The following is a 12,355-nucleotide window of genomic DNA, read 5'->3' as shown; positions in this document are numbered from 1 at the left end:
GCAGACAGGGCAACACTGAGCTGGCTAACCTGAACCTGTCTTTCAGAGGAGCCGGCCCATGCCTGCGATCCGTATCTGGTTGAAAAATCCCCTTGCCGTGTTCACTGCCAATGACCTGGACGCCCGTGGCGGTCTGGTGATCGAAGGCGGCGTCATCACCGAAGTGCTGGCCGCCGGGCAAACTCCTTCAAAACCCTGCACTCAGATGTTCGATGTCCGTGAGCATGTGCTGCTGCCGGGGCTTATCAACACGCATCATCACTTCTACCAAACCCTCACCCGCGCCTGGGCACCGGTGGTCAACCAGCCATTATTCCCGTGGCTGAAAACCCTGTACCCGGTATGGGCGCGCCTGACGCCAGAGAAGCTCGCGGTCGCCAGCAAGGTGGCGCTGGCTGAATTGCTGCTGTCGGGTTGTACAACGGCTGCTGACCATCACTATCTGTTCCCCGACGGGCTGGAACACGCCATCGATGTTCAGGTGCAAAGCGTTCGCGAGCTGGGTATGCGCGCAATGTTGACGCGTGGTTCGATGAGCCTTGGTGAAGCCGACGGAGGTTTGCCGCCACAGCAAACCGTGCAGCAGGGCGAGGTGATTCTGGCCGACAGTCAGCGCCTGATCGAGACCTATCACGAGCGCGGCGATGGTGCGCAGATCCAGATCGCGCTGGCACCCTGCTCGCCGTTCTCGGTCACGCCGCAAATCATGTCCGAGAGTGCGGCCATGGCCGAAAAACTCGACGTGCGCCTGCACACGCATCTGGCTGAAACCCTCGACGAAGAGGACTTCTGCCTGCAACGCTTCGGCCTGCGCACCGTGGATTATCTGGACAGTGTCGGCTGGCTCGGCCCGCGCACCTGGCTGGCCCACGGCATTCATTTCAACCCCGACGAGATTGCCCGCCTCGGCGCTGCGGGCACCGGCGTCTGTCACTGCCCAAGCTCGAACATGCGCCTGGCTTCTGGCATCTGCCCGACGCTGGAGCTGATCGCTGCTGGCGCGCCGCTGGGGCTCGGGGTCGATGGTTCGGCGTCCAACGATGCATCGAACATGATCCTCGAAACCCGCCAGGCGCTTTACCTGCAGCGCCTGCGCTACGGCGCCGAGAAAATCACCCCGCAACTTGTGCTGGGCTGGGCCACCAAGGGGTCAGCGCAATTACTGGGACGTACCGATATCGGTGAGCTGGCGGTGGGTAAACAGGCCGATCTGGCGCTGTTCAAGCTGGACGAACTGCGTTTTTCCGGCAGCCATGATCCGCTCTCGGCGCTGTTGCTGTGCGGCGCTGACCGTGCCGACCGAGTGATGGTTGGCGGTCAGTGGCGAGTGATTGACGGGCAGGTTGAAGGCCTGGATATCAAGCAGTTGATTGCCGATCACAGCCAGGCAGCGCGAGAGTTGATTGAGGGCTGAGCATTGGCATGCCGTTCATTAACTTATCGTGCGACGCTCCGCGTCGGCATGCCGTTCAGGACGCTCTGCGTCCTCTTGCGACGCAGAGCGTGACATTCCTAAAGCCCCAGGCACGACAGCATGATGAACGTCGCGAACAGCACGAAGTGGGTCATGCCTTCGATGGCGTTGGTTTCGCCGTCGTTGAGGTTGATGGCGGACACCAGCAGGGTGATGAAGATCATCACGGTCTGCACCGGCGTCATGGCCATCTGGAACGGCTGGCCGCTGTAAAGCGCCATCGCTTCCATGACCGGAACCGTCAGAATCACGGTGGACAACGATGCACCCAAAGCGATGTTGACCACTGACTGCATGCGGTTGGCGAGTGCCGCGCGCAGGGCGGTCAGAATCTCTGGTGCAGCGGAAATGGCGGCCACCAGAATGGCGGTCATCACTGGCGGTGCCCCCGTCCCTTCCAGGCCCAGGTCGACCGTCTTGGACATCACTTCAGCCAGCGCGCCAATCACCACCACACCGGTGACCAATGTGACAATCGAGCGGGTCAGGTTGACCGGCTCTGCATGCTGTTCAGCCTGATCCGAGCCCTGGCGTTTTTTCTTTTCCGGGTAGCTGTAGCTGAAAAAGTAGCTGTGCGGGCCGACCTGCATGCGCAGGAACAGCGTGTAGAGCAGAATCATCGCGCCAATGGTGAACGCCGAATAGATCTTCCAGTCGCCTTTGGGGATGAACTCGGGCACCACCATCGACACGCCCATGGCGGTGAGGATCATCACGCTATAGGTGCGCGCCGAGTCATCGTTATAGGACTGCTCGCCGTGCTTGATACCGCCCATCAGCGCGGCCAGGCCAAGGATGCCGTTGATGTCGAGCATCACCGCCGAGTAAATGGTGTCTCGCACCAGCGTCGGCGATGGTTCGTTGCTCATCATGATCGCCAGAATCACCACTTCGACCAGCACCGCCGAGAGCGTGAGGATCATCGTCCCGTAGGGATCACCGACCTTTTCCGCGAGCATCTCGGCGTGATGCGCGACGCGCACCGAGGCGCAGACGATGAAGCCGACCAGCGCCAACCCGGAAACCAGTGCGACGACCTGTCCGTTGCCCAGCAGTACATGCTCCAGCGGATAGGCGACAAACATGGCAATGATTGCCAGCAGTAGAAACTTTTCTTGCTTGAGCAAAGCGCCCATTACTTTCTCCAAACCCTTGCGACAGATCGCCGCGGATAGTCATGAACGTGTCTGTCATTGAAGCCGTTCAGAGTGCGGTGTGTGACAAAAGGTTTCAACAAATGACCCGAATGAGAACTGCACCCACACGTAAATGACTTTTGATCCAGTCGTCGCGATGTGAAATAGTGCCCGCCGTTTTCAACAATAGCGCCCGCCGTTTTCTTCGCGGCCTTCAGGGCGCGCCTGTTTTCATGATTCCGCTTTGTTAGAAAGGACCTTCGCCATGCGTGCTTTTCGACTTCCGCACCTGCTGGCTTGCGGCCTGCTGACCTTGATGGCCAGCGCCGCCCAGGCCGCGCCTATCGACATCGATGACGGCCAACACAAAGTCCACCTGCCTGACACTCCCAAGCGCGTAGTGGTGCTGGAGTTCTCGTTTCTCGACGGCCTGGCGTCGGTCGGCGTAACACCCGTCGGTGCCGCGGACGATGGCGATGCCAACCGGGTACTGCCCAAAGTGCGTAAGGCGGTAGGCGAATGGCAGTCCGTGGGGCTGCGCTCGCAACCCAATATAGAAGTGATCGCGCGGCTCAAGCCGGACCTGATCATTGCCGACCTCGGCCGCCATCAGGCGCTTTACAACGATCTGGCCAGCCTGGCACCAACACTGATGCTGCCGTCGCGCGGCGAGGATTATCAGGGCAGTCTGAAATCTGCCGAGCTGATCGGCGTGGCGCTCGGCAAAGGCCCAGAGATGCAGGCGCGGATCGCGGAGAACCGCCAGCACCTGAAGACTGTTGCCGAGCAGATTCCGGCCAACACCAACGTGCTGTTCGGCGTCGCACGCGAAGACAGCTTCTCGGTACATGGCCCGCACTCTTATGCGGGCAGCGTGTTGCAGGCGATCGGTCTGAAGGTCCCGGAAGTACGCAAAGACGCCGCGCCCACCGAATTCGTCAGCCTGGAGCAGTTGCTGGCATTGGACCCGAACTGGTTGCTGGTCGGTCATTATCGTCGCCCGAGCATCGTCGACAGCTGGAGCAAGCAGCCGCTGTGGCAGGTGCTTGGCGCAGTACGTAACAAGCAGGTAGCTGAAGTGGATGGCGACAGCTGGGCGCGCAATCGCGGGATCATGGCGTCCGAGCAGATCGCCGACGACGCGCTTGCCGTACTCAAGGGCGGCAAGGCCGTGCTGAACCCGTAAATGCGCCGCTGGCTGATGGCGGGCGTGATCACCGCGACCTGCCTGGGACTGTTCTGGGTGTCGCTGTTCGCCCTGTCGTCGTTCAGCATTCGTCAGGTGGATGCCTGGAACGGACTGATCACGCAGGGCCGCGAGGGCGGTAATATCGCTTATATCGTTGCGCAATTGCGCGTGCCACGCGCCTTGTGCGCGGCCCTGGTCGGTGCCTGCCTCGGCGTGGCCGGGGCCTTGATGCAGGGCATCACGCGCAACCGTTTGGCCTCCCCCTCATTGTTTGGCGTTACGGCGGGCGCGGCGCTGGGGCTGGCGCTGTTTTCCACCGGGCTGGTCGCCCTGCCCTTCCCCGGCGGCGCGCTGCTGATGACCTGCCTCGGTGGTGCGTTGGCATGGATCACCGTGTTCAGTCTTGGCGGCGCATGGTCGCCTGCCACCGCTCAGGGGCGACTGGTGCTGGCGGGTGTCGCCGTCGCCGCGCTGTGCGCAGCCTTGACCCGCCTCACTGTGATTCTTGTCGAAGCACAGGCGCAAAGTGTCCTCAACTGGCTGGCCGGTTCACTTGCCAACGTCGGCGCGGCGCAGTTGCAACTGCTCTGGCCTTGCACGCTGATCGGTCTGGTGCTGGCGATTGCCTGTGCGCCGCGCCTGAACCTGATCAACCTCGGCGAAGACGCTGCCCGTTCACTGGGCGTGCGTATCGGTGCCTTGCGTCTGCTGGTGTTCGTGGTCAGCCTGCTGCTGGTCGGCGCCAGCGTCTGTGCGGTGGGGCCGATAGCGTTTGTCGGCCTGATCGCGCCGAACATTGCTCGCCAATGGCTGGGCAATGACTACCGCTGGTTGATCCCGATCAGCGCCGGACTGGGTGCGGCTATCGTGCTGGCTTCCGACCTGATCAGCCGCGCCGTGGCATTCCCCGTGGAAACGCCGGCCGGCGTGGTCACGGCGTTGATTGGCGCGCCGTTCTTTCTGTTTCTGGCGAGGCGCGCGCTATGAACCAGTCTCGCTCACGGCTGTTGTTGCTGATTGTGTTGCTGGTACTGGCCCTGCTGTTGAGCCTCAGCGCGGGCACCGTCTGGCTGACGCCCGGCGCGGTGCTTGATCATCTGATCGCCCACGACAGCAAGGACTTCGAAGTCTGGAATCACCGCCTGCCACGCGGACTGATCGCAATCATGACCGGCTGCGCGTTCGGCCTGGCGGGCGCCATCGTGCAAGGTGTGATTCGCAACCCGCTGGCCTCGCCGGAAATTCTTGGCGTGACTCAGGGCGCAGGGCTGGCGCTGACCGTCGCGATTATCGGCCTGCCGCAATTGCCGGTGGCCGCGCTGCCGTTTGTGGCGTGTCTGGGCGGTGCAGCGGGGGCATTGCTGCTGGCGTTGTACAACACCGGCGTGCAGTTCTCTGGCGTGCGTTTCGCGCTCTCCGGGGTAGCGATTGCCGTGACGCTGTCGAGCATCACCGAATTTCTGATTCTGTCCAACCCGCTGGATATCAATACCGCCCTGCTGGCCCTGACCGGCAGTTTGTGGAGCCGTAACTGGCACCATGTGTTGCTGGCCTCGCCGCTTCTGCTGCTGATCCCGCTCAGCTTGCTGCTGGCCAAACCGCTGAACCTGATCGGCCTGGGCGATGAAGCAGCGCAGAGCCTGGGTACCGGCCTCAAACGTACGCGCTGGCTGGCGATGGGCAGTGCCGTGCTGTTGACCAGCCTGGGCGTGGGCATCATCGGACCGGTGAGTTTTGTCGGGCTGGTCGCGCCACACATGGCACGCCGTCTGGTCGGCGGTCATCATCAATACCTGCTGCCCGCCTCCATGGTATTGGGCGCGTTATTGCTGGTGCTGGCCGACACGCTGGGCCGCACATTGATCGCACCCAGCGAGATCCCCGCCGGTATTCTCACGGCGGTGATCGGCGCTCCGTATTTCCTCTGGCTGCTGGCCCGATTCAAAGGTTGATCCCATGAGTATTCTGAAGGCGCAGCAACTCGACATCGGCTACGGCGCAACACGCATCGTGCAAGACCTGTCGTTCAGCCCGCCGCCTGCGCAGGTCACTGCGCTGATCGGTCCCAATGGCTGCGGCAAATCCACCCTGCTCAAGGCCTTCGCCCGAATTCTCACCCCGCAATCGGGCAGTCTCAGTCTGGATGGCACGGCCTACCGTCAGCTGTCGGCCAACGAGCTGGCGCGCAAGGTGGCTTTTCTGCCGCAAGTGCTGCCGATTCCGGAAGGCGTCAGCGTACGCCAGCTGGTGGCGTACGGCCGCAGTCCGCACAACAGTCTGTGGGGTCGCCTGAGTGGCGCCGATCAACACAGTGTCGATCAAGCCTTGCAGCGCATGGAGCTGGACACACTGGCCGAGCGCCCGCTGTCGGATCTGTCCGGCGGGCAACGACAGCGCGCCTGGCTGGCGATGATCCTTGCGCAGGACGCGGCCATCGTCCTGCTCGACGAGCCGACCACCTATCTGGACATCAGCCATCAGGTCGAACTGCTGGACCTGATGCGCGAACTCAGCGCCGAAGGCAAAACCGTGATTACCGTGCTGCACGACATCAATCAGGCCTGTCGCTATGCCGACCATCTGGCGGTCATGCAGGGTGGACGTCTGGTGACCTGCGGCGCGCCGGGCGAGGTGCTGACAGCCGAGCTGGTCTGCCAGGTGTTCGATGTGCAGGTGCAGATCATGCGCGAACCCGTGGCCGGTACGCCGATGTGCATCGTCGAGCGCAGCACGCGCTGCACCAGTTAGCGGCGCAGCCCACCGCACCTGCACCTTCTCGCTGCACTACGCGTTACACACAAGTCTGTTTTAGATTCTGGCCGAAGGCCGTGGGAGCGAACTTGTTCGCGAAAGGGTCGGCATATTCTCCGAAAATGCATCGTCTGAACGACCTCCTTCGCGGACAAGCCCGCTCCTACACACGCACTATTGCTACAGGGTGAAGCACGCCAGCATCGTAAGTTGTCCTGTTGGTCAGTTATTTGCATTGCTCGGGCATGCACTCCAACAAGACCGCAAGGAGCTAGACCCGATGCACCTGACCAACCCACGTCGTCCCCTGAAAAAACTGCTGTGCGCCATGGCCGCCGTTGTCGGCATTGGCTCCAGCCTGCTCGCCTCGGCAGCCGATCCGCTGAAAGTCGGATTCGTCTACATCGGCCCCATTGGCGACCACGGCTGGACCTATCAGCACGAGCAGGGCCGCCAGGCGATGGTCAAGGCGCTGGGCGACAAGGTCAGCAGCAGCTATGTGGAAAACGTACCGGAAGGCGCGGACGCCGAACGGGTTATCCGCAACATGGCCAAGGGCGGTTACGACCTGATTTTCAGTACCTCGTTCGGCTACATGAACCCCACTCTGAAAGTCGCCAAGCAATTCCCCAAGGTGAAGTTCGAGCACGCGACCGGCTACAAGCAGGACAAGAACATGGGCACGTATCTGGCCCGAACCTATGAGGGTCGTTACGTGAGCGGTTACATCGCCGCGAAAATGACCAAGACCAAGAAAATCGGTTATGTCGCTTCATTCCCGATCCCTGAAGTGCTGCGTGACATCGACGCCATCCAGCTGGCGCTGAACAAATACAACCCGGGCACCGAGATCAAAGTGGTGTGGGTCAACTCCTGGTTCGATCCGGGCAAGGAAGCCGATGCTGCCAACGCACTCATCGATCAGGGCGTTGATGTGGTCTTCCAGCACACCGACAGCCCTGCGCCGATCCAGACCGCCGAGCGTCGTGGCGTCTATGCAGTTGGCTACGCTTCGGACATGGCGCACTTCGGGCCGAAAGCGGTACTGGCTTCCATCGTCAACAACTGGGGCCCGCATTACATTCAGGCCGCCGAGGGTGCCATCGCAGGCACCTGGAAACCACAGGATTACTGGGGCGGCCTGAAAGAGGGTACGGTCGAGTTGCCGATCAGCGACGTGGTGCCTGCTGATGTGAAGGCTGAGGCGCAGAAGATCATCGCCAGCATCGAAAGCGGCGAATTCCATCCGTTCACCGGGCCGATCAAGGACCAGAACGGCACCGTGAAAATTGCTGACGGCGTGGTTGCAACCAACGCTGAGCTGGCGTCGATGAACTATTACGTCGAAGGGATCAAGGCCGAACTGCCTAAATAACCGCCTGGCGTCTCGTGCCTGCTTCGGCGGGCACGCTCATCGACAGCGAACACCACATGATTTCCAGGACCGTTAATGGACCAGCTTCCCGTCATCGACATAGCCCCGCTCTACGGCACCGACCTTGAGGCCTGGCAGGATGTTGCCCGGCAGATCGACAGTGCCTGTCGGCAATGGGGTTTCTTTTATATCAAGGGCCACCCGATCAGCGCGCAACGCATCGAGCAGGTGCAATCGGCAGCCAAAGACTTTTTCGCTCGTCCGGCAGCCGAAAAGCTCATCATCGACATCACGCAAAGCACCCATCATCGCGGCTACGGTGCCATCGCTACAGAGCAACTGGACCCCAGCCTGCCGAGCGACCTGAAGGAAACCTTCGACATGGGCCTGCATCTGGATTCAGGCCATCCCGACGTACTGGCTGGCAAACCATTGCGCGGGCCCAATCGGCACCCGGACATTCCCGGCTGGGAAAGCCTGATGGAACAGCATTACCTGGACATGCAGGCATTGGCGCAAACCCTGCTGCGCGCCATGACCCTGGCGCTGGGCATCGAACGCGATTTCTTCGATCAGCGCTTCAAGGACCCGGTCAGCGTGCTGCGCATGATTCATTACCCACCGCGTGATACAGCGACCTCGGCCGAGCAACAAGGCGCAGGCGCGCATACCGATTATGGCTGCATCACCCTGCTGTATCAGGACACGGCGGGCGGCTTGCAGGTGCGCGACGTGCGGGGCGAATGGATCGACGCGCCGCCGATTGACGGCACGTTCGTGGTCAACCTCGGCGACATGATGGCGCGCTGGAGCAACGACCGTTATCTGTCCACGCCGCACCGGGTTATCAGCCCGCTTGGCGTCGACCGCTATTCGATGCCGTTTTTCGCCGAACCGCATCCCGACACGCGTATTGAATGCCTGCCCGGTTGCCAGAGCGAAAGCCAGCCAGCGCGCTATCCTGTTACCACCTGCGCCGAGTTTCTGCTGTCGCGCTTTGCTGATACCTATGCTTACCGCCGCGATCAGGAGGCAAGTTGAACGTTCGGTCAGGTTTTACCCTGCGCAGCGACGTGCATCTGTAGAATGCCCGCGATCTGCACCTGATGAGAAAAGAATATGTACGACTGGTTGAACGCCCTGCCCAAGGCAGAACTGCACTTGCACCTCGAAGGTTCGCTGGAACCCGAGTTGCTGTTCGCCCTGGCAGAGCGCAACAAAATTGCCCTGCCGTGGAATGACGTCGAAACCCTGCGCAAGGCCTATGCCTTCAACAACCTGCAGGAATTCCTTGATCTGTATTACCGCGGTGCGGACGTTTTGCGCACAGAGCAGGACTTCTACGACCTGACCTGGGCTTACCTGCTGCGCTGCAAGGAACAGAACGTTATCCACACCGAACCGTTCTTCGATCCGCAAACCCACACCGACCGTGGTATCCCGTTTGAAGTGGTGCTGGCCGGGATTACCGGTGCGCTGAAAGACGGCAAGTCGAAGCTGGGCGTCGACAGCGGTCTGATCCTGAGCTTCCTGCGTCACCTGTCCCAAGAAGAAGCCGAAAAAACCCTCGATCAGGCGCTGCCGTTCCGTGATGCGTTCGTCGCCGTGGGCCTCGATAGCTCCGAGATGGGCCATCCGCCAAGCAAGTTCCAGCGCGTATTTGATCGCGCCCGCAGCGAGGGCTTCCTGACCGTCGCCCACGCCGGAGAAGAAGGCCCGCCGGAATACATCTGGGAAGCACTGGACCTGCTGAAGATCGAGCGCATCGACCACGGTGTACGCGCCATTGAAGACGAGCGACTGATGCAGCGCATCATCGACGAACAAATCCCGCTGACCGTCTGCCCGCTGTCCAACACCAAGCTCTGCGTGTTCGACGACATGGCCCAGCACAACATCCTCGACATGCTCGAGCGTGGCGTGAAAGTCACCGTCAACTCGGACGACCCGGCCTACTTCGGTGGCTACGTGACCGAAAACTTCCATGCGCTGTACACCCACCTGGGCATGACCGAAGATCAGGCAAAACGCTTGGCACAAAACAGCCTGGATGCACGACTGGTCAAGCCCTAAAGAGGGATTGAGCGAGTTACATCCATCGCTGCTCATGCTCTGCGTCGCAGAGGACGCAGAGCGTCCGGAACTGCATACCAACGCGGAGCGTTGGCACGATAGTGGTGGGGCGGGCACGCACATCCATCGTTCCTAACGCTTCGCGTGGAAATGCCTTTCGCGACGCTCGGCGTCGCAAGAGGACGCGGAGCGTCCGGAACTGCGTGCCGACGCGGGCCGGTGGTACGTTAGTGGTGGAGCGCGCCACACCTGCGGTTCCCGTCAGGCCGCCGCCGCGATCTTGCTGATTTCCCGCTGCCCACTGGAGGAGACCTGCAAGGTGCTGGGTTCCTCGGTGGTGCGCAGCCAGCCCATTTGAAAGAATAACTGCAGCAGCCCTGCCCCCAGCGCGCCGCCCAGGTGCGGGTTGCGATCATTCCATTTCGGGCAGGCACATACCGTTTCACGCTTGCGCTGTGCCAGCGCCGGTATGTAAATACCGCGCTCGGCAAAACTGGCCACACCCTTGCTCGTGACCTCGACACGCTTCTCTTGCTGTTCTATCCAGCCCGCCTCCAGAAGGCGCTGATAAAGCTCGGCGGCCATTTCGCCGCCCAGATGATCGGAGCAGATTCTTGCACGGCGTAGCGGCAACGGCGGCATAGGCTGAGCAAACCTGCGGCTGATCTGTTCGGCACTGGCCAGCGAGGCACAGGCCAGAGCTTCTACAGCGGCCCCCACTTCCGGCGCGGCGAGGCGAAAGAAGCGCTTGCGACCCCGCGCCTCCTGTTTCAACAAACCGCCGCTGGTCAGACGCGCCAGGTGCGCGCCTGCAGAAGAAGTCGAGAGTCCCGCCAAAATCGCCAACTCATCGGCAGGACGAGCAGTACCATCCATCAGTGCCCAGATCATTGCGCTGCGCTTGGGGTCGGCCAGCAATGTTGCGATCTGGCTGATGCAAGGTCCGTATTCCATGTGTTCACTCCCTGTTGAAACATTCATCTATCGTGATGACTGGGTGAAAGCAATCACGCCTCGGTAGAGTTGAACGTGGTTCTTATATGAAATGACAAGTATAAACTCTATGCCCTTCGGCCCCAGTGGGCGAAAAACGATTCGTACAAACTGTTGTTGTACAACAGCTCGAAAAAACCCACGTTTCTCTCTCGCCCGATCGGCAGGAAGATCTTCCTGCCTTAACGGCAAACCCCCTCTAGCAAAGGGGTTTCGACCATTACGTCAAAAAGAGATTGAAAAAACAAGCGTAATACCCATGACAAAAACGCCAAAACCACTCAACAACAGACAGTTTTAACTTCGCCTGAGAGTTGAAACTTTGCACCGTTGAAACACTTTCAAATATTATATTTTCCGACACTTCCGAAGGTTATTTCCTACCCGGACGTGGCTATTAAAACAAACCAACGGGCGACGGACCTACAGCCTGTTGCTTACAACGTGACCTGAGCATTTCCAGCAACAGAATGACCGGCTTGCTGAGCTGCGCCCGGTGGGCGCATAACAGGTTCAGCGGCGCTCGCTCGCCGATCAAATCAGGCATCAGTACTTTCAGGTGCCCGGCCCGTACATCTGCGGCGACGTCCAGCCAGGATTTGTACGCCACACCTTCGCCCGCTACTGCCCAGCGGCGCACTACATCTGCGTCGTCACTGAACCGGTTGCCGCTGACCGTCAGGCTGATTTCGCGCTTGCCATCATTCAGCGTCCAGCGGTCATGCACACGATCACCGAGCATGAACAACAGGCAGTTATGCTGCGCCAGTTGCTCAACCTGCTGCGGTTCGCCATGACGCTGCAGGTAACTCGGCGCGGCACACAACACCCGCCGGTTGTCAGGCAACACCGGCAATGCGACCAGGCTTGAATCCTCCGGCTCGCCGTAACGCAGCGCCACATCGACCGGCTGGCGGAACAGGTCGGCAATACGATCACCCTGCAACAGGCGCACGGTCAGTTGCGGATGTTGCTGCTGAAATTCGTCGAGCCAGGGCAAGAGTACGTTACGTCCCAGATCCGACGGTGCCGAGAGTTGCAACACGCCCTCACAACGGTCCTGGCTGCTGGCCAGCAGGCGCCGCCCTTCTTCCAGACTGCCCAGTGCAGCGCGAGCATACTCCAGAAACCCATCGCCTTCGGCAGTCAGACGCAGGCTGCGGGTCGAACGTGCCAGCAAGCGCGCACCCAATTGCCGTTCAATACGTTTGAGCGCCGCGCTGGCAACCGCTGCAGACATGTCCATCACCCGCGCTGCGGCAGAAAGACTGCCCAGGTCCGCTGCACGAACGAACAACTGCAAGTCGTCAAAACGCAACATCAATGCCTCGTATTATCAAAATAAAATTGAAAGAGCCTGCCGT

General features: G+C 60.7%; 11 protein-coding genes. 8 read left to right on the top strand and 3 right to left on the bottom strand.

All coding sequences use genetic code 11. The annotated features are described in order from the left end of the window. Positions 1 to 58: 58 nt before the first annotated feature. Complete coding sequence (locus LJU29_RS03025; RefSeq protein WP_005752878.1) at positions 59 to 1,414, top strand: 8-oxoguanine deaminase; 1,356 nt, start codon at positions 59 to 61, stop codon at positions 1,412 to 1,414. Between the two features lie 98 nt (positions 1,415 to 1,512). On the opposite strand, the gene LJU29_RS03020 is transcribed toward LJU29_RS03025, so the two are convergent. After that, on the bottom strand, positions 1,513 to 2,610 hold the full coding sequence (locus LJU29_RS03020; RefSeq protein ID WP_257111623.1) for a calcium:cation antiporter: 1,098 nt from the start codon (positions 2,608 to 2,610) through the stop codon (positions 1,513 to 1,515). A 265-nt stretch (positions 2,611 to 2,875) separates the two neighbouring features. Here LJU29_RS03020 and LJU29_RS03015 point away from each other — a divergent pair, with 265 nt between their 5' ends. From LJU29_RS03015 to LJU29_RS02985, 7 genes are all read left to right on the top strand, one after another. Beyond that, a complete protein-coding gene (locus LJU29_RS03015) occupies positions 2,876 to 3,796 on the top strand; it encodes a Fe(3+) dicitrate ABC transporter substrate-binding protein FecB (RefSeq protein ID WP_003431850.1) in 921 nt (306 codons plus the stop codon). Further along, a complete protein-coding gene (fecC, locus tag LJU29_RS03010; RefSeq protein ID WP_058400852.1) occupies positions 3,797 to 4,786 on the top strand; it encodes an iron-dicitrate ABC transporter permease FecC in 990 nt (329 codons plus the stop codon). Beyond that, positions 4,783 to 5,751, top strand: a complete 969-nt coding sequence (locus LJU29_RS03005; protein WP_005752871.1) for an iron chelate uptake ABC transporter family permease subunit — start codon at positions 4,783 to 4,785, stop codon at positions 5,749 to 5,751. Before fecC ends, LJU29_RS03005 begins: the two co-directional genes overlap by 4 nt. A gap of 4 nt (positions 5,752 to 5,755) precedes the next feature. Then, the gene (gene fecE / locus LJU29_RS03000; protein ID WP_057452892.1) at positions 5,756 to 6,547 is read left to right on the top strand and encodes a Fe(3+) dicitrate ABC transporter ATP-binding protein FecE; all 792 of its coding nucleotides are present in this window, start codon (positions 5,756 to 5,758) and stop codon (positions 6,545 to 6,547) included. 283 nt (positions 6,548 to 6,830) lie between these two features. After that, entirely contained in the window at positions 6,831 to 7,925 is a 1,095-nt protein-coding gene (locus LJU29_RS02995; protein ID WP_005731182.1) for a BMP family ABC transporter substrate-binding protein, read from the top strand. 75 nt (positions 7,926 to 8,000) lie between these two features. Then, positions 8,001 to 8,966, top strand: coding sequence for a 2-oxoglutarate and iron-dependent oxygenase domain-containing protein (locus tag LJU29_RS02990; RefSeq protein ID WP_057452894.1), 966 nt, complete (start codon positions 8,001 to 8,003; stop codon positions 8,964 to 8,966). Between the two features lie 78 nt (positions 8,967 to 9,044). Continuing rightward, positions 9,045 to 9,998, top strand: a complete 954-nt coding sequence (locus LJU29_RS02985; protein ID WP_002555524.1) for an adenosine deaminase — start codon at positions 9,045 to 9,047, stop codon at positions 9,996 to 9,998. A gap of 261 nt (positions 9,999 to 10,259) precedes the next feature. On the opposite strand, the gene LJU29_RS02980 is transcribed toward LJU29_RS02985, so the two are convergent. Together LJU29_RS02980 and vimR are read right to left on the bottom strand one after the other, a co-directional pair. Further along, the gene (locus LJU29_RS02980; protein WP_002555525.1) at positions 10,260 to 10,952 is read right to left on the bottom strand and encodes an ArsR/SmtB family transcription factor; all 693 of its coding nucleotides are present in this window, start codon (positions 10,950 to 10,952) and stop codon (positions 10,260 to 10,262) included. 436 nt (positions 10,953 to 11,388) lie between these two features. Then, positions 11,389 to 12,312 carry a transcription regulator VimR gene (gene vimR / locus LJU29_RS02975; RefSeq protein WP_257111622.1) on the bottom strand — a complete coding sequence of 308 codons (924 nt, stop codon included), beginning with the start codon at positions 12,310 to 12,312 and terminating at the stop codon, positions 11,389 to 11,391. Between the last annotated feature and the right edge of the window lie 43 nt (positions 12,313 to 12,355).

This window comes from Pseudomonas ficuserectae (assembly GCF_024584585.1).
Lineage (GTDB): Bacteria > Pseudomonadota > Gammaproteobacteria > Pseudomonadales > Pseudomonadaceae > Aquipseudomonas > Aquipseudomonas amygdali.
Note: the sequence above shows the minus strand (reverse complement) of the source record. Positions and strands in the feature narration are given on the sequence as shown.

Coding starts and splice junctions, on each gene's coding strand:
- LJU29_RS03015 (WP_003431850.1), top strand. CDS start 2,876: ATGCGTGCTTTTCGACTTCCGCACCTGCTGGCTTGCGGCCTGCTGACC.
- LJU29_RS03025 (WP_005752878.1), top strand. CDS start 59: ATGCCTGCGATCCGTATCTGGTTGAAAAATCCCCTTGCCGTGTTCACT.
- fecE (WP_057452892.1), top strand. CDS start 5,756: ATGAGTATTCTGAAGGCGCAGCAACTCGACATCGGCTACGGCGCAACA.
- vimR (WP_257111622.1), bottom strand. CDS start 12,312: ATGTTGCGTTTTGACGACTTGCAGTTGTTCGTTCGTGCAGCGGACCTG.
- LJU29_RS03005 (WP_005752871.1), top strand. CDS start 4,783: ATGAACCAGTCTCGCTCACGGCTGTTGTTGCTGATTGTGTTGCTGGTA.
- LJU29_RS02985 (WP_002555524.1), top strand. CDS start 9,045: ATGTACGACTGGTTGAACGCCCTGCCCAAGGCAGAACTGCACTTGCAC.
- LJU29_RS02990 (WP_057452894.1), top strand. CDS start 8,001: ATGGACCAGCTTCCCGTCATCGACATAGCCCCGCTCTACGGCACCGAC.
- LJU29_RS03020 (WP_257111623.1), bottom strand. CDS start 2,610: ATGGGCGCTTTGCTCAAGCAAGAAAAGTTTCTACTGCTGGCAATCATT.
- fecC (WP_058400852.1), top strand. CDS start 3,797: ATGCGCCGCTGGCTGATGGCGGGCGTGATCACCGCGACCTGCCTGGGA.
- LJU29_RS02980 (WP_002555525.1), bottom strand. CDS start 10,952: ATGGAATACGGACCTTGCATCAGCCAGATCGCAACATTGCTGGCCGAC.
- LJU29_RS02995 (WP_005731182.1), top strand. CDS start 6,831: ATGCACCTGACCAACCCACGTCGTCCCCTGAAAAAACTGCTGTGCGCC.